This is a genomic window from Actinoplanes flavus (assembly GCF_017592555.1).
Lineage (GTDB): Bacteria > Actinomycetota > Actinomycetes > Mycobacteriales > Micromonosporaceae > Actinoplanes > Actinoplanes flavus.
This window is the reverse complement of sequence record NZ_JAGFNS010000029.1, coordinates 25,014-42,117: the sequence shown is the minus strand read 5'-3', so window position 1 is coordinate 42,117 and position 17,104 is coordinate 25,014. Positions and strand designations below refer to the sequence as shown.

Below are 17,104 nucleotides of genomic sequence, written 5' to 3'. Positions count from 1 at the left end.
GGAGGTTTTCCGATGACCGCGACCGTGCCCGTCTCCACCGCGCTGGCCGCCCCCGCGGCGGCCGCGACCGGACGCATCCCGCTGAGCCGGCTCACCGTCGTGGAGCTGCGCAAACTCGCCGACACCCGCGCCGGGTCCTGGCTGTTGATCGTGATCGGTCTGGCCACCGTTGCCACCTCGGCGGTCCTGTTGGGGTGGGCCGCCGACGAGGAGCAGACGTTCAGCGCGCTGTACTCCTTCGGCCTGCTCCCCTCGTCGGTGCTGCTGCCGGTGCTCGGCATCCTCTCGGTGACCAGCGAGTGGTCGCAGCGCAGCGCGCTGGCCACCTTCACCCTGGTGCCGGCTCGTGGCCGGGTCTTGATCGCGAAGATCGCCGCAGCCATCCTGATCGCGATCGCCGCCACGGCTGCGACCGCCGTTCTGGCGGCTGGGGCCAACGTGCTGGCCTCGGCCCTCGGCGGCGACGGGTCGTGGTCCCTGGATTCCTCGCTGATCTGGCAGAGCCTTCTCCTCCAGGTGATCTTCGTACTGATGGGTGTCGCGTTCGGCGCGCTGCTGCTGAACTCGCCGCTGGCGATCGTCATCTACTTCGCCCTTCCGACGGTCTGGACGATCCTGGGGGAAACCATCAAGGGCCTTCGTGACGCGGCCGAGTGGCTGGATCTCAATGTCACCTCGCAGGCCCTGACGGAGCCGGACATGACTTCCGGAGAGTGGGCCCGACTGGCTGTCTCGGTCGGGGTCTGGGTGGCGCTTCCGCTGGTCCTGGGCACCATTCGTGTGCTCCGCCGGGAGGTTTCCTGATCCACAACGGCCGGTGTTGGCATCACGATCCGACGATCAGCGGTAGCGTGCCGAGACGTGACGCGTACCCTATTTGCCACCTTCGCAGCAATAACGGCTTCTATCCCGTTATTCACGGGCCCGGCACCGGCCACGCCACTGACCGTCCCGCAACCCACCCCGTCCGGATTTCGCGATCCGTTCGGAGTGGGGACACGGGAACCGGATCTGGACCGGCTCACCCTCGACGGTAGCCCGCTCCCGGCCGCCAGTTACGGACCACGGCCCAGCGCGCGGATCGCCGTGCAGACCCCACCGGTCGGCACGGTCCGCAGCTGGGCCGGCCTCAACGAGATCGACGGCGACGTCTACCGCAAGGACTACACGTTGCGTGGCGTCGGGGAGCACATCGAGGTCTGGGTCGCGAAGGACATCGCCTTCCCGGAGAACGACTGCCGCAAGAACTCCACCGAGATCACCGACGCCCAGGTCACCGCGCTGGTACGCGAATTCGACGAGGTCATCTACCCTCGCGAGACCAAGGCGTTCAGCACTCCGCCGGACCGGAACGGCACGAACCCCGGCCTGCCGGGCGATTTCACCGGCACGGGCAACCGGACCGTCACACTGGTCGACAACATCCGCGACGACAACTACTACGAGTTCCCGGAGCATCAGACCTACGTCTCGGGCTTCTTCTCCGAGCAGCTCAATGAGCTCTTCGACCGCAACGTGATCACGATCGACGCCTACGACTGGGAGCACCGCACCGGCGCGAATCCGAAGCATGAGCCCAACGACGACGTGTGCATCAGCCGGCCGGCCCGGCCGCGGATGTACGAGTCGACCTTCGCCCACGAGTGGCAGCACCTGCTCAGTTACTACACCGACCCGGACGAGGAAGTGTGGATCAATGAGGGTCTCGCCGACTACGCCCAGACGCTGACCGGTTATGTGGACTCGAGAATCGGTGTCTACCACCGCGGCTTCGACAACCACATCGTCTGCTACCAGGGTTTCGGCAACGTCAAGACCGACTTCAATCCGAACCCGCGCGAATGCGGCGGCCCGGCGAACTCGCTGAACCTCTGGAGCGAGGGGACCCCGGACGAGTTGCTCGCCGACTACGGTCAGACCTACCAGTTGATGCTGTACCTGAGCGACCGTTTCGGGGCGGAGTTCCACTCCAAGCTGCACCAGGACAAGGAACATCACGGCTTGGACGCGATCGCTGCGGCACTGCCCAGCGGGACGAAACTCTACGACGTCCTGCACGATTTCCAGGTCATGACGCTGGTCGACAAGGTCACCGACGAAGCGGGCAGCATTCTCAAGGGCGCGTCCCGGGACCGGGTGACCTCGGCCAGCGTGCACTCGACGGTGAACCTCGACAACCCCTCCGCCTACGGATCGGCGGGTGCGCCGCCCAACGGCGCCGATTACGTCCGGCTGCCACGCGGATGGCGGACGGTGGTCTTCGACGGCGCGCGGACCCTTCCACCGACTCCACTGGCGTGGACGCTGGACGCGGGGAAGCTCTTCTCCGGCGACACCCCGGACACCGACGAGGGCGCGGTGCGCTTCGTCGACATCCCGCAGACCGACGCCGTCCTGCGTTTCAAGACCACCTACGGCCTGGAGGATCGTTTCGACTACGGATACGTCATGGTCTCGGCCGACGGCGGCAAGACCTACCAGATGCTCGAAAGTGAGCGCACGGTCAAAGGGCCCCTCGGCCCGGCGATCACCGGCAAGGGGACCGACGTCACCCTGAGTTACGACCTCAAGGCGTACGCCGGGAAACGGGTGCTCCTGGGCTTCCGCTATGTCAGCGACAGCGCCGTGAACATCGGTGGCTGGCACATTTCCGAGGTCAAGGTCGGCGCCACCGAACTGGCCACCGACACGCTCGAGGGTTGGAAGTCGCCGACCGAGGTGCATCCCACGCCGGTTCACGACTGGCACGTCTCGCTGGTCGGCCTCGACGCCGGCAAGGCCAAAGTGGTCTCGCTGGACCGCCAGGCCAGGGTCCGCCATTACCCGAAGGTCGTCGCGGTGATCTCCTACGACGAGCCCACCGGCACGGTGACTCATTACGCCCCCTACACCTTGAAGGTCGATGGCAAGCCCTATCAGCCCGCTGCTGGGAATCAGGACGGCGGGAGCACCCCGTAGATCAGGGCGGTCGACCCGGAACCGGCCTTGTTGATCTGCCCGCCACAGAGCACCCAGGCTCCTGTGGTGGGCAGACTCGCAAGATTCGCGAGCACCTCGAGACTGATTCGTCTGCGCCGGTAGACCGCCCGTGAGACGGCGAAGCTCGTGTCGGTGCTGACATCCGGGCTGAACGCGTCCGTCCCCGTGCCACCGCGCTCGCCCAGCCGGCCGGTGTCGGCCAGCCACTGGACGGTCTCCGGCGCGAACCCCGGATGTGGCAGGAACGCCTCGGTGCCGAATCGCTCCTCCCAGCCGGTCCAGAGCACCACGAACGAGTCGCCGGGGATGCGGCCGTGCCCCTGCTCCCACTCCTCCAGGTCGGCGACGGTCACCGCATAGCCGGGATCGGCGGCGCACCGGCGCCGTACATCGATCTTGACCGCGGGCCGGAACAGATCCTCCGGGGTCAGCTCGTCGGCGAGCAACCCACCCGGCGTGAAGTGGCCGGGCGCTCCCCAATGGGTGCCGGTGTGCTCGCCGGCGAACACCGTCTGCAGGTAGAAGCCGTCCGGCTCGAGCCGGGCCACGGTCTCCAGACGAGGTGGCGGATCGCCCGGATAGACGCTCACCCGCGCCGGGTCGTTGACGTGCGACAAAGTCACCAGCCGCAACCCGCCCAGCAGCGCGTCCCCGTTCATGGCGCTCCTTCCTCCGGCCACCGGCCGTCTCGTCCTGCCCCGCCATCATGCCATTGACACTGTCACGATGACAGTGTCATTCTCGGGACATGTGGACGATGGAGCAGTTGGTCGAGCGGGTCAGCGCGGCGCTAGCCGCGGAGTACCCGGGCGCCCCCAACGGCCGCGTCCGGGAGCTGCCCGACCGCAGGTCGATCCGGTGGTATACGACCATCGGCCTGGTCGACCGGCCTCTCGGCACGCGGGGGCGCACCGTTCTGTACGGGCCCCGTCACCTCCTGCAACTGGTGGCGATCAAGCGACGGCAAGCCTCCGGGCGCACGCTCGCCGAGATTCAGGAGGAGCTGTCCGGCGCTTCGGAGGAGACACTGGCCGAGGTGGCGCGCATCCCCGGCAGCCTGCTGGAGGATCCGATCGCCGCGGCGCCCGCTCCGGCCCGGCCCGACTTCTGGAAGGCCGCTCCCGCCGATCCCGAGCCGGTTCCCGGCTCCACCCGCAGGGCGCTGGCCGAGGCCGTCGCCGCTTTGGAGCCGGAGTCGGCGCCGCCACCAGCGCACCGCCCACAGACCCTGCTGACCGGGATGCCTCTCGGCGGAGGCGTGATCCTGCTGTTGCCCCGCCATGTCACCGAGGTCGACCGCGACGAGATCGCCGCGGCTGCCCGTCCCCTGCTCGACCTGCTCGCGGCACGCGGGCTCACCGATGGGAGAAGCGAATGAGCATTTCAGTGAACCCGATGGGGCCGGCAGAGCTGGAGCGTCACCGGACCATGCCGGGCGCCGGCCTCGGCGCATTGCGCACCGACCGCGGGAACCTTCCGCTCGACCGCCTCGACGTCCGGGCCTCGATCAGCGGGCTGCTCATGCGCACCGAATTGACCACCGAGTTCGTCAACGCCCACGACACCGCGCTCGAGGCGACCTACGTCTTCCCCCTGCCCGATCGGGCCGCGGTGACCGGCATGACGATGACCGCCGCCGACCGCACCGTCACCGCCGAGTTGCACGAACGCGGTGCCGCCCGCGAACAGTACGACCAGGCGATCGCGAGCGGCCGGCGGGCGTCGATCGCCGAGGAGGAGCGCCCGGACGTCTTCACCATGCGGGTCGGCAACATCCTGCCCGGCGAGCGGGTCACGGTGCGACTGCGACTGGCCGGCCCCCTGCCGTATGAGGACGGCGCCGCGACCTTCCGCTTCCCGCTGGTCGTGGCACCGCGATACGTCCCCGGCCACCCGTTGCCGGGGCCCTACACCGGCGACGGGCAGCAGGCCGACACCGGTGATGTGCCCGACGCGTCCCGCATCTCCCCACCGGTGCTTCTGCCGGGCTTCCCCAACCCGTTACGCCTGTCTCTCACGGTCGACATCGATACGGCCGGGCTCGAGCTCGGCGAGGTCAGGTCCAGTCTGCACACCGTCACCGATCACGGCGGGACGCTGCGGATCGACCCCGGCGAGCGGGCCGACCGTGACTTCGTCCTCCGGCTCGCCTACGCCGCCGGCGGTGAGTCCGCGGTCGCCGTCGCCGACGAGGACGGCGATCAGGGCACCTACCAGCTCGTGGTTCTCCCGCCGGAGGCCGGCACACCACCCCGGCCGAAGGACGTGGTGCTGCTGCTCGACCGCTCCGGCAGCATGGGCGGCTGGAAGATGGTGGCCGCCCGGCGCGCCGCAGCCCGAGTCGTCGACACCCTGACCGCCGGCGACCGTTTCGCCGTCCTCACCTTCGACCACGAGGTCGACCAGCCGGCCGACCTCGGCCCCGGCCTGGCCGAGGCCACCGACCGTCATCGGTACCGAGCCGTCGAACACCTCACCCACGCCCAGGCCCGCGGTGGCACAGAGCTGCTCAAGCCCCTCACCACCGCCCTCGCGATGCTCTCCGACAGCCCCGGCCGTGACCGTGTCCTGGTTCTCGTCACCGACGGTCAGGTCGGGAACGAAGACCAGATCGTCAAGCAGGTGGCGCCTCTCATCGGCACGATTCGGGTGCACACCGTCGGCATCGACCGTGCGGTGAATGCCGGCTTCCTCGGCCGGCTCGCCGCACTCGGCGCGGGCCGGGCCGAGCTGGTGGAAAGCGAGGATCGGCTCGACGAGGCGATGGAGCAGATCCACCGCCGCATCGGCGCTCCGGTCGTCACGGGTCTCACCGTCACCGGCGACGGCTTCACCCCGATCGACGGCACCCGCAGTCCTGCCCGTCTGCCAGGCCTCTACCCCGGAGTCCCGCTGGTCATCACCGGCCGGTTCACCGGAGCCGTCGAGGGTGCGCTCACGGTCACCGGGCGCACTCGCGACGACCAGGAGTTCCGGGCGGCGGTGCCGGTCCAGCCCAGTGCGGAGCCGGCGGTCACCTCGGTCTGGGCACGGGCACGGCTTCGCGATCTCGAGGATGCGTTTGCGGCCGGTGACCGCTCCCTGGAGGCCGAGATCCTCGGGACGTCGTTGCGGTTCGGGGTTCTCTGCCGGTTCACCTCCTACATCGCGGTGGACGATCGTGTGGTGAACGACGGCGGTCACCAACGCAGGATCACCCAGCCGGTCGAGATGCCGTCCGGCTGGGAGAGCCCGGCGCCCGCGGCGCCGATGCCCCAATACTTCGCACCCGCCTCGTCGCCGTTCCCCGACCAGGCGGCGCCCGCGGCGCCGGCTGGCATGCCACCGCTGCCGCCGCCTATCGCACCTGCCCCCGCACGGCCCGCGTTCGCGCCACAGCGCGCGCAGGGTCCGTATGGCGGGGCACCGGGCAGTGCCGCACCGACGTCCGGGGCACCGGTCGGGGGCGCTGCACCGGCTGGAGCACAACCATTCGCCGCACCGAAAGTCACCGGAGGCGCCACCACCGAGGAAGCAGCCGACAACATCGAGCTGGCACAACCAGCGCGTGCCTTCGCCCGGCTACGACGCCCCTCCGGCCCACCGGCCGCGGTCGGGCGTGGCGGGCGTGCCCGCTCGCTACAGTCCGCGCAGAGCGCCATGCCGATCGGCGAACTCCGGGAACTGGCCGCGGTCGAGGTCGCACGGCTCCGCGAGGCGGCCCAACAGCCTGCTCTTGACCGTCGCGATCTGCTTGACGACCTGGCCAGCCGTCTCGCCGTGCTGATCGAGCCGCTGACCGATGCCGAGCTCACCGCCGTCCGCGACCTGATCGGTGTCCTCCGCGGGGACTCGTCCCTCGAGGACAGGTGGGCAACCGCGCTCCGGGTTCTGGAGGCGTTCGCCGCCGGCAAGCCGGAGAAGAAGCGCCCGTTCTGGAAAGCCTGACCTCCGGCGCACGGTCCCGGGCACCACGGCCCGGGCCCGGGGCCCCCCCCCCGCCCCCGGGCCCCCCCCCCCGCGCGCGGGCCCGCCCCCCCGGAGCCGGGCCGGGGCCAAGGCCGGGCGGGCCGGGGCCGGGCGGGCCGGGGCCGGGCGGAGCGGGCCGGCCAGGCCGGGGCGGGGTCGGCGTCGGAGCCGTAGCCGGGCCGGAGCTCAAGCTGGGCCGGGGCGTGACGGGGTGGTGGGGTCAGGCACGGTGGGGCGCACCTGGCGTGGAGTAGCACGGCATGGTCTGGGTTCGCGCAATGTGGCGGGCTTGGTCGACGTGGGAATTTGGCCGTAGGGAAGGCGAAGCGGCCTGCGTGGACGGCCCGGCGCGATGCGGGAGTGGGTCGCATCGGCCGAACGGGCCCCCACGGCGGTGGCCGAATGGCGGTAAGTTGGGTCACCGGTGCTCGACCGGGGGGTGGCAACGCCAAGTGGGCGATGATCGGGGCAACGATCGTGATCCGTTGTTGGTGCGTCCGTTCGTTCTGCCGGATGGGGACCACGACGAATCAGCGCCGTCAGCCGCGACCTGGCCGGCCCAGCGGGCACCAGAGGAGCCACCCACACAGTTGCTGCCGATCGTTTCGGCTGGGAAGACCGATGGTTCCGATGCCAGGGAGGAGCGGCGGATCCGGCCGCTTCTGCTGATCGGCGCCGGGGTCGCCGCAGTCGCTACCGTCGCCGGTTATGCGCTGCTCCGGCCGGGTGAGGGACAGGAACACTGGGCGTCCATGCCCGCTCAGTCGCTGCCGGCCGCAGTGGGGCCTGCCAACTCGGCGAGTTCAGCCACCGGGGCGAGCCCGACGGAGAACTCGAACGATGGCGAGGGCGGCGACGGTGACGGGGGCGCCGCTCCGACCGCGCCGAGGAGCCCGAGCCAGTCCGCGACGCAACCGGCGGCGAATGCGTCGGCCACCGCCTCGGCAGCGCCCAGCGCCTCGAAGTCGGCAGAGGCTCCGGCCCCGCCGATCTCGCTTCTACCCAGCCCGATCACGACCGGGAGTGGCCTGCTCGTCACCGGCAACGGGTTATGTCTTGACCTGCGGGGCGGTTCCGCCGAGGACAACCAGGAGGTTCATGTCGACGACTGCAACGGCACCAGCCCGCAGCGGTGGCAGCTCAACGCGGATCGCACCCTCGAGGTCCTGGACATGTGCGCCTACCTGGTGGGTGACGGCACCGTGCATCTCACCCGCTGCGACACCCGGACCACCGGGCAGTGGCAGCTGTTCGGGAACGGGGTGTTGCGCAACGTCTCGAACGGGCAGTGCCTCACCGATCCCTACTCAGGAGCCCAGCCGGCCCGCGCCGTCGTGGTGACCATGTGCATCGGCGGCAATAATCAGAGTTGGACGTTCCGCTGACCGTCGCGAACCGGCACCGTAGGACCGTCGCGGGTCGGCGAGTATTCGTCGACCGCCCGCAAAGCGCCCGTCGAGCAGGTCGGCGGTAACGGCCAGCCCTGCTCGGTAGACAGCGCGTTCAGGATGGCGACCGCCAGGTCACGGGACACGGCATCGGGCTGGAAGGCACCCGAGCGGTGGGCTGCCGGACGACCACCGATCACGGCTTCCGATCGAACAGGAGCAGGGGTAATGCCACAGCCCGACGGCGGCCGGGCGAAGCGCCACCGCTCGCCGACGAGCGACCACCTGCACCGACATCCGGTGCAAATTCCAGGCCAGCCGGCGCCGCGACGCTCGAAATGACCGCCCCGACACGCCGCGCGGTTGACCGGTCCAACACTCCGGCACGTCACGCGGCTGACCAGCCCAACGCCCCAGCACGCCACGCGGTTGGACAGCTCAACACGCCACGCGGCTGACCAGTCCAACGCTCCGGCATGGCAGGCACCCATCGCTCGCCTCACTGCCGTAACGCCGCTCACGCACCCGACCCACTGCGGCTGGCACCACCCCCGCCAGGCGCGATCTTGGACGATCGACCACCCCCAGCGGTGGGAAAACATCCAAGATCCGTGAGAGCAGCTGGAGACGCGGGTGTTCAGCCGCTGGCACCACCCCCAGGCGCGATCTTGGACGATCGACCACCCTCAGCGGTAGGAAAGCGTCCAAGATCCGTGAGAGCAGCTGGAGACGCGGGTGTTCAGCCGCTGACACCACCCCGCCAGGCGAGATCTTGGACGATCAGCTACCCCTAGCGGTGGAGAAGCCCCCAAGATCGCGGAGACGCGACCGGCGCGACCGACGCGACCGGGTAGCGACTGACATCGTCCCCATGCGGCGTGATCTTGGACGATCGGCCACCCTCAGCGGTGGGGAAACGTCCAAGATTGCGCGGCTGCAGCGTTTGAGGTTGCGGGCTGTCTCGGGTGGGGTGTGGCCTTCGGCGGTGCGGTGGGTGCCTTGGTCCCTGGTCGCGCTGTCTGATGGGCGCGGGACGCGCAGCGTTCACCCGGACCGCGGAAGGTCGCCGGAGCTTGCATGGCTTGTTGTCGAGGGCGGTGGTGAGCCGTTCCGACCGGGCCGGGACGGGTCGCTGCCGCGAGCTTGACCGTGGAAGCGACACGCTAAGCGGTTGGGGCTGGTCCTGTCGGCCGGCGGGTTGGGGCGGGTGCGGTGAGCAGGGCGGGCTGTCACACCACCAGCGGGACGTGTTTCGGCTGGCGCGGGCGGTGGTGGTGATGCCGGGTGGCTTAAGACCGCGGCGGGGGTGGGTTGGCGAGGCGCGGGTTGGCGAGGCGCGGGTTGGCGAGGCGCGGGTTGGCGAGGCGCGGGTTGGCGAGGCGCGGGTTGGAGAGGCGCGGGCTGGGGAGGCGCGGGTTGGAGAGGCGCGGGTTGGGGAGGCGCGGGTTGGAGAGGCGCGGGTTGGAGAGGCGCGGGTTGGTGGGGAGGTGGGGCTGCTTTTGGGGGACGGTTCGGGTCGGCGTACCGGGGAGGGTCGGGGTTTGGATTTGAAGATCGAATCCCCATGTCGGGGGGCTGGTGATCGCTCGTTAGGGTCATCGGGTGATCTCCGAGCCGCTTCGCATCGCCCTGCTCTCATATCGGAGCAAACCGCACAGTGGGGGCCAGGGGATCTATGTCCGGCACCTGTCCCGGGAACTCGTCGCGTTGGGTCACCACGTCGAGGTGATCTCGGGGCCGCCGCTGCCGGTGCTCGATGAAGGGGTGCGGCTGACTGAGCTGCCCAGCCTGGATCTCTACCGCGAGCCTGATCCGTTTCGGACGCCGTCGTGGTCGGAGTTCAAGGATGGCATCGATGCTCTTGAGTGGGCTGCGATGTGTACGGGCGCGTTTCCGGAGCCGTTGACGTTCTCGCTGCGGGCCTGGCGGCATCTGCGGAGGCGGGCCGGCGAGTTCGATGTGGTGCACGACAATCAGTGCCTCGGGTACGGGCTTCTGCCGCTGAGCCGGGCGGGCACGCCGGTGGTGGCGACGATTCACCATCCGATCACCGTCGACCGGGATCTCGAACTGGCCGCCGCGCCGGACTGGAAGCGGCGGATGTCGTTGCGGCGGTGGTATGCGTTCACCCGGATGCAGGGCCGGGTGGCCCGGCGTCTGCCCTGGCTGACCACGGTTTCCGGGGCGGCGCGGGACGAAATCGTCGACGCCTTCGGAGTGCGGGCCGAGCGGCTGCGGGTGATCGGCGTCGGCGTCGACACCGACACGTTCAGCCCGGTACCCAGGGAGAAGCCCGGCACCGGCACGCTCCGCCTGGCGGACGAAAGGGCTGACACATTCGGCTCCGCGGACGAGAGGGCTGGCGCATTCGGCCCGTCCGGAAAGGGAGGAGCCTCCGGCGACCGCGCCAAGGTGGGCCGGATCGTGGCCGTGGCCAGCGCGGACGTGCCGCTCAAGGGGCTCAGCGAACTGATCGAGGCGGTCGCCAAGCTGCGCGCCGAACGGGACGTGGAGCTGGTCGTCGTGGGCTCGGCACGGCCGGAAGGGGCCGCCGCACGGGCCATCGCGCGACTCGGGCTCGATCGGGTGGTGCGGTTCGTCTCCGGGATCAGTGATGACGAGCTGGCTGATCTTTTCCGGTCAGCGACGGTCGCGGCGGTGCCCTCCCGGTACGAGGGTTTCTCGCTGCCCGCCGTGGAGGCGATGGCGTGCGGGGTGCCGCTGGTGGTGACCACCGCGGGCGCGCTGCCGGAGGTCGCCGGGCCGGACGGGCTGGCGTCGCTGCATGTGCCGCCGGGGGACGCGGGGGCGCTGGCCGCCGCGATCGGGCGGCTGCTCGACGACGAGGACCTGCGCCGCAGGCTGGGCGCTGAAGGCCGCCGCCGTGCGGTCGAGAACTTCACGTGGCGGCACACGGCGGTACGGACCGCGCAGTGGTATGCCGACGCGATCGCCGCGAAGGGCAGGTAAGGGGAACAACATGTTGACCGTCGACTACGACCGGCTGGACGTGCGTCCGGGGATGCGGGTCCTGGATCTGGGTTGCGGCGAGGGCCGGCACACCTTCGAGGCGTACCGGCGCGGCGCGCACGTCGTCGCGCTGGATCTCAGCGAGAAGGATCTGGGCACCACCCGGCAGTGGTGCGCGGCCATGGACATGGCCGGGGAGGCGCCGGCCGCGGCGAGCGCCACCACCGTACGCGGAGATCTTCTGGCGTTGCCGTTCCCGGACGCCAGTTTCGACCGGGTGATCGCCTCGGAGGTGATGGAGCACATTCCGGACGACGTGACGGCGATCGCCGAGATGACCCGGGTGCTCAAGCCGGGTGGGCTGGCCGCCGTGACGGTGCCGCGCTGGCTGCCGGAGCGGGTGTGCTGGGCGCTGTCCGACGAGTACCACGCGAACGAGGGTGGCCACGTCCGCATCTACAAGGAGGACGAGCTGTCCGGCCGGCTGCGGGACGCGGGGCTGACCGTGACCGGTAACGGGTTCGCGCACGCGCTGCACAGCCCGTACTGGTGGCTGAAGTGCGCGATCGGTGACGCCGCGCCGACCCGGGCGTACCACAAGCTTCTGGTCTGGGACATCGTGGACCGGCCGGCGCTGACCCGGGTGCTGGAGCAGGCGCTCAACCCGCTGATCGGAAAGAGCGTGGTGATCTACCTCCGTAAGGAGGAGGTGGCCGCGGGTGTCGCTGCCTGACCTGGCGGGAGTGCTCAGCACCGACGACGTTCTCGCCACGGTCGCCAGCATCGCCGCCGAGCAGGAGCCGTCCGGGGCGATCCCGTGGTTCGCCGGCGGGCAGCTGGATCCGTGGGATCACGTCGAGGCGGCGATGGCGCTGGACGTGGGTGGGGAGACCGCGAAGGCGGAGGCCGCCTACGACTGGCTGCGCCGCACGCAGCGGCCGGACGGCACGTGGGCGGCACGCTACGAGGCGGGCGACGTGGTCGCTGACGCGACCGCGGAGACCAACCATGCGGCGTACGTGGCGGTCGGCGCCTGGCATCACTGGCTGTGCACCGGCGACGACGCCTTCCTGGAGCGGATGTGGCCGACGGTGCGCCGGGCCGTGGACTTCACGGTGGGCTGTCAGGCGCCGGGTGGCGAGATCTGGTGGGCGGTGGGCCCGGACGGCCAACCGGATCGGGTGGCGCTGCTGACCGGCAACTCCAGCGTTCATCAGGCGCTGCGCTGCGCGGCGGCGATCGCCGGGCGGCTGGGCGAGCCGCAGCCGGACTGGGAGCTGGCCGCCGACCTGGTCGGGCACACGATCCGGCGGCATCCGGTGGCGTTCGCCAACAAGGACCGGTTCTCGATGGACTGGTACTACCCGGTGCTGGGCGGGGCGCTGCGCGGCGAACCGGCCCGCGAACGGCTGCGCGACCGGTGGGACGAGTTCGTGGTGCCGGGGCGGGGTGCCCGCTGCGTGTCCGACCGGCCGTGGGTGACCGGGGCGGAGACGTGCGAGCTGGCCCTGGCTCTGCATGCGGTCGGTGACCGGAACGCCGCCGAGGAGCTGGTTTCGGCCATGCAGCACCTGCGGGAGGCGGACGGGTCGTACTGGACCGGGCTGGTGCTCACCGACGGCGTGCGGTGGCCGGTGGAGCGGACCACCTGGACGGCCGCGGCCGTGGTGCTGGCGGTGGACGCCCTGCACGGCGCCCACCCGCGGTCGGAGATCTTCAGTGGTCCCGTCGAAGCAGCCGCAGCGAGCCCTGGCCGGCAAGCTCCGAGTAGGAACCGGTAGCCAGCGCCTGCCGGTAGATGCGGTAGGGGGCCTGGCCACCGTCGTTCGGGTCGGGGAACACGTCGTGGATGGCCAGGACCCCGCCGACGGCCAGGTGCGGCGCCCAGCCGGCGAGGTCGCGCTGGGCGGACTCGTCGGTGTGGCTGCCGTCGAGGAAGAGGAAGGCCAGCGGGGTCGTCCAGATCCGGGCGAAGTGTTCGGATCTGGCCACCACGGCGGTCACCACGTCCTCGGCGCCGGCGGCCGCGATGGTCCGCCGGAAGCCGGGCAGCGTGTCGATCAGCCCGATCGCCGGGTCGACGAGGGTGGGGTCGTGGTACTCCCAGCCGGCCTGGTGTTCCTCGGACCCGCGGTGGTGGTCGACGGTGACGACGGTCGTCCCGCGGGGGCGGGCGGCGGCGGCCAGGTACAGGGTCGACTTGCCCAGGTAGCTGCCGACCTCGAGCAGGGGACCGTCGACCGTGACGGCGAGCGCCGCCTCGGCGAGCGCCCGGCCCTCGTCGGCGGGCATGAAGCCGCTGGCGTCCTCGGCGGCTTTGAGAAGGGCGGAATCGAGCATCGCGCCATCATATGCGTGCTTGATCAACTGGCGGTGCGGCGCCGCCGCACCGCCGGTGATCGGTTCTGCCGCTTCCGCGATCCGGCAGGCGTTCACGGATCGGGCCACCACGGCGAGACGGTGGTGGCCCGATCGTGAGACGCCGGCGAGGATCAGGAGATCACGGCGAAGCCGTCCACCACGACCGCCGGCCGGCCGGCGGTGCCCGCCACGACGATCTTGACCGTGTGCGTGCCGGGAGTGACGGCGCGGGCCCACAGCACCTGACGGTGCGCGGTCGTCGTCGCGCGGGTGTCCACCGTGGCCACCTTCTGCCCGTCCAGGTAGACGGTGGCCACGCCGGAGGTCGCGCTGCGGGACCCGATCCAGGCGACCTGCGTGCCCGTCAGCGTCAGGGACGCGGCCGCGCCGGCCGCCGACGCGGACGTCGCCGCGCCGTCGGCGTACTCGGCCCGGCTGAGCGTGCCCCACGCGCCGCTGAGCTGTCCGGCGGTCTCCGGGACGGCGGTCAGCGACACGGCGTCGGTCCTGGTGGCGACGTTGCCGGCGCAGTCGGTGGCGGTGACCACGATGCTGGTGGGGCTGGTGCTGTCGGGCAGCACGGTGGACACGTTCAGGCTCGCGGCCTTGGCTGTCGCGACCGGCGTGCCGTTCGCCGTGGCGGTGATCACGCACACGCCGATGGCGTCGGTCGCCGAGGCGGTCAGGGTCACCGGCACCCCGCCGGCGGCCGATCCGGTGCGCAGCCGGACGGTCGGCGCGACGACCGTGGGCGCCACGACATCCGCCGTGATCTTCACGGTCGCCGACGTGGCGGCCAGACCGCTGTGGTCGGTCGCCCGGACGGCCAGGGTGTGGACGCCCGGGCCGAGCGGCACGGTGGCGGTGGTCGTGGTGCCGTCGACGGCGGCGGCCGGCTGACCGTCCAGGATGATCTCGTAGCGGGCGAGGCCACCACCGTCCACGGCCGGTGTCCAGGTGACGGTCACGTGGCCGGCGTTGGTCGCCTTCCCGGACGCGGGTGAGGTGATCTTCGCGGGGGCCGGGGCCGTCGGGGTGGCCGTGACGGTCACGCCCAGCGCATCGGCGGCCGCCGAGCGCAGACCGTTGCCGTTGACCGCGATGACGCCGATGTGGTGGGACCCGTCCGCGACCGTGACGGTCGCGGTGCGCGTGGTGCCGGCCACGCGGGCGGCCGGCACGTGATCGACCTCGACGACGTAGGCGGCGATCCCCGACTGGGGGTCGGCGGCGACGGGCCAGGAGACGGAGACCTTGTTGCCGGTGACCACCGCGCCCGGGCGGGGTGCCGAGATCTTGGGCTGGGTGGGCGCGGTGGTGTCCAGGACGGCCTTGGCGGTCACCGTGGAGGACACGTTGCCGATCGCGTCGCGGGCCCGGACGCCCACCACGTGGGTGCCGTCGGCGAGACCGTTGGCCAGCCGCCAGCTGGTCGTCGTCGCCGGCAGCGTCGTCGTGGCCGTGCCGTCGACGAAGATGTCGTAGCCGCTCGGCTGGGTGGTGGGGGCCGTCCAGGAGATGACCGAGCCGTCCGGGTCGCCCACCGCCTTGACCTTGGTGGGCGCGCCGACGGCGGTCCGCGACAGCGTCACCCGGACCGTCGCCGCGGCACCGCGGTTGCCCACCCGGTCGACGGCGGTGACGGTCAGCGTGTGCTGCCCGTTGGGCAGCGGCGGGAGGGTCACGGCCGCCGAGGTGGCGGGCGCGTTCACGGTCGCCACCCGGGTGGCGTCGAGCGCGATCTCGTAGCGGGCGACACCGGAGTCGGCGTCGGTCGCCGCCGTCCAGCGCGGCGTCGCCGTGGCGCCCACCGTCTGGCCGGCGGCCGGCGCCTCGATGACCGGAGCGGTCGGCGCCGCGTTGTCACCGCGGATCGTGACGGCCGGGCTCGCGGCTCCGGCCATGCCGGCCTTGTTGACCGCGGTCACCGAGACGGTGACGGCGCCGCTGACCGGGGCCAGTTTGAAGGTGGTCTGGGTGCGCGGCAGGGTCGTCGTCTGCCCGTTGACCGTCACCCGGTACTCGGCGATGCCGGACTCCGGGTCGATGACGGCGGGCCAGGAGAGGGTCACCGCGCCGGACACGTACTCCCCGGCGGTGGCGGTTCCGGTGAAGACCGGAGCGGCCGGTGCGGGTGGCGCGGTGGTGTCGTTGTAGAGGTTGCCGATGCGCACCCGGGCCCCGGCGGCGTCGATCTGCTCGACGGTGAGGGTGAGCGATGTGTCCGGCACGGCCCAGCGGAGGCCGACCGGCAGTGCGCGGCTGTTGGCCGCGGTCGGGTTCATGTTGAGGATGCGGGACTGGTTGCTGCCGGTGAGCAGCTGCCGCACCTGGACGCCCGCCCAGCCGGCGGGCTGGTTCGCGTCCCGGCCGGTCCTCGGCCGGTATTCCAGGTACAGCGTCGATCCGGACAGCGGCACCTTGACCGCCCGGGGCGCGGTGACCGACGTGACCGCGGGCAGGGTGACCAGGCTTCCGGCGCCGGCCGTCACCGGGTCGTCCAGCGTGCCGAGCACGTCGGACAGCGCCGTGTTCAGGGTGTACCCGTCGCCGTAGCGGGCGTAGCCCATCACGTCGTAGTCCGCGTAGTTGCCGACCGTGCAGGACGTGCTGAGCGCGACCGTGGCCGTGCTCTGCGTGCAGTCGAGGGAGTTGGCGTGGCCGAGACCCAGGTTGTGCCCGAATTCGTGCTCCCAGGCGTCGGCGGCGCCGTATCCGTTGATCCAGATCTGGCCGCCCGGCACCGTGGCGAGCCCGGCCCAGCCGCAGGAGCTGTACGCCGGGAAGTAGATGAGCACATGGTTGCGGCTGGTCGAGGCCGGTACGCCGTGGGCGGCGAGTGCCGCGTTGGCGATCGCCGTGTAGTTGCACGTGCCCGGATCGGCGATGCTCGCCCAGTTCCGGACGTCGATGGTGGGCACGGTGATCCCGCCGGCGGTCTGCTCGTCCCAGTACGCGGCCGTCCGGTCGGCGGTCGCACGCAGCGTCGCCGGGGTCTGGGAGTCGGGAGCGGTCCAGTACACCGGCAGCACGGTCAGGGTGTGCGCGCCCGCCTTGCCGGCCGGCAGCGCGGCGGCGACCGGGGCGGGATCGGCGTCGACGATCGTCGCCTGCCCGTCGTCGACCGCGGCGGCGACCTCGGCCGGCGTGTCGACGCCGGCCGGTGTCGTCACCGTCACCTCGACGGTGGAGTCGGGGCGCAGCCCCGTCGCGGCGGCGGCGGGCAGCGGCAGCATGGTGCCGTCGATCGTGACGACGGGCTGCGTCACCGTGCCGGTGGTGTGTTGCCCACCGGGGGTGGACAGGTCACCGTCGAGCACGACACGGGTGAAGGTGCCGGGCACGGTGGCCGTGTGCGGGGCGGTGGCCGCGAGGGCGGTGGACGGCGCGAGGAGAACACCCAACGCGGCGGCCGCGGCGACGGCATTTCGGGGGATCGGGCGCATGGCGTGATCATC

Annotated in this window: 11 protein-coding genes; 8 read left to right on the top strand and 3 right to left on the bottom strand. The window is 71.3% G+C overall.

Annotated features, from left to right (window positions below):
* The first annotated feature begins 12 nt into the window (after window positions 1-12).
* Entirely contained in the window at window positions 13-804 is a 792-nt protein-coding gene (locus J5X75_RS33875; RefSeq protein ID WP_208471710.1) for an ABC transporter permease, read from the top strand.
* Window positions 805-990: 186 nt separating this feature from the next.
* The gene (locus tag J5X75_RS33870; RefSeq protein ID WP_307798439.1) at window positions 991-2,958 is read left to right on the top strand and encodes an immune inhibitor A domain-containing protein; all 1,968 of its coding nucleotides are present in this window, start codon (window positions 991-993) and stop codon (window positions 2,956-2,958) included.
* Here J5X75_RS33870 and J5X75_RS33865 read toward each other — a convergent pair.
* Window positions 2,934-3,638 (bottom strand): cyclase family protein, encoded by a 705-nt coding sequence (locus tag J5X75_RS33865; protein WP_208471708.1) that lies wholly within the window; start codon window positions 3,636-3,638, stop codon window positions 2,934-2,936. The genes J5X75_RS33870 and J5X75_RS33865 overlap by 25 nt on opposite strands.
* 89 nt (window positions 3,639-3,727) lie before the next feature.
* Between J5X75_RS33865 and J5X75_RS33860 the strand changes: the two genes are divergently transcribed.
* The 6 genes from J5X75_RS33860 (at window position 3,728) to J5X75_RS33835 (ending at window position 13,066) form a co-directional block, all read left to right on the top strand.
* Window positions 3,728-4,357, top strand: a complete 630-nt coding sequence (locus J5X75_RS33860) for a MerR family transcriptional regulator (RefSeq protein ID WP_208471707.1) — start codon at window positions 3,728-3,730, stop codon at window positions 4,355-4,357.
* Window positions 4,354-6,906, top strand: coding sequence for a VIT domain-containing protein (locus tag J5X75_RS33855; RefSeq protein ID WP_208471706.1), 2,553 nt, complete (start codon window positions 4,354-4,356; stop codon window positions 6,904-6,906). Before J5X75_RS33860 ends, J5X75_RS33855 begins: the two co-directional genes overlap by 4 nt.
* A 611-nt stretch (window positions 6,907-7,517) precedes the next feature.
* Complete coding sequence (locus J5X75_RS33850; RefSeq protein ID WP_208471705.1) at window positions 7,518-8,312, top strand: ricin-type beta-trefoil lectin domain protein; 795 nt, start codon at window positions 7,518-7,520, stop codon at window positions 8,310-8,312.
* Window positions 8,313-9,917: 1,605 nt separating this feature from the next.
* Window positions 9,918-11,285, top strand: coding sequence for a glycosyltransferase family 4 protein (locus J5X75_RS33845; protein WP_208471704.1), 1,368 nt, complete (start codon window positions 9,918-9,920; stop codon window positions 11,283-11,285).
* Window positions 11,286-11,295: 10 nt separating this feature from the next.
* Window positions 11,296-12,018 carry a class I SAM-dependent methyltransferase gene (locus J5X75_RS33840; RefSeq protein ID WP_208471703.1) on the top strand — a complete coding sequence of 241 codons (723 nt, stop codon included), beginning with the start codon at window positions 11,296-11,298 and terminating at the stop codon, window positions 12,016-12,018.
* Entirely contained in the window at window positions 12,005-13,066 is a 1,062-nt protein-coding gene (locus J5X75_RS33835; protein ID WP_208471702.1) for a glycoside hydrolase family 15 protein, read from the top strand. Before J5X75_RS33840 ends, J5X75_RS33835 begins: the two co-directional genes overlap by 14 nt.
* Here J5X75_RS33835 and J5X75_RS33830 read toward each other — a convergent pair.
* Entirely contained in the window at window positions 13,002-13,625 is a 624-nt protein-coding gene (locus tag J5X75_RS33830; RefSeq protein WP_208471701.1) for a class I SAM-dependent methyltransferase, read from the bottom strand. The two genes, J5X75_RS33835 and J5X75_RS33830, sit on opposite strands and share 65 nt — an antisense overlap.
* A gap of 152 nt (window positions 13,626-13,777) precedes the next feature.
* A complete protein-coding gene (locus J5X75_RS33825; RefSeq protein WP_208471700.1) occupies window positions 13,778-17,092 on the bottom strand; it encodes an Ig-like domain-containing protein in 3,315 nt (1,104 codons plus the stop codon).
* Window positions 17,093-17,104: the final 12 nt, after the last annotated feature.

Coding starts and splice junctions, on each gene's coding strand:
- J5X75_RS33830 (WP_208471701.1), bottom strand. CDS start 13,625: ATGCTCGATTCCGCCCTTCTCAAAGCCGCCGAGGACGCCAGCGGCTTC.
- J5X75_RS33860 (WP_208471707.1), top strand. CDS start 3,728: ATGTGGACGATGGAGCAGTTGGTCGAGCGGGTCAGCGCGGCGCTAGCC.
- J5X75_RS33865 (WP_208471708.1), bottom strand. CDS start 3,638: ATGAACGGGGACGCGCTGCTGGGCGGGTTGCGGCTGGTGACTTTGTCG.
- J5X75_RS33855 (WP_208471706.1), top strand. CDS start 4,354: ATGAGCATTTCAGTGAACCCGATGGGGCCGGCAGAGCTGGAGCGTCAC.
- J5X75_RS33840 (WP_208471703.1), top strand. CDS start 11,296: ATGTTGACCGTCGACTACGACCGGCTGGACGTGCGTCCGGGGATGCGG.
- J5X75_RS33875 (WP_208471710.1), top strand. CDS start 13: ATGACCGCGACCGTGCCCGTCTCCACCGCGCTGGCCGCCCCCGCGGCG.
- J5X75_RS33825 (WP_208471700.1), bottom strand. CDS start 17,092: ATGCGCCCGATCCCCCGAAATGCCGTCGCCGCGGCCGCCGCGTTGGGT.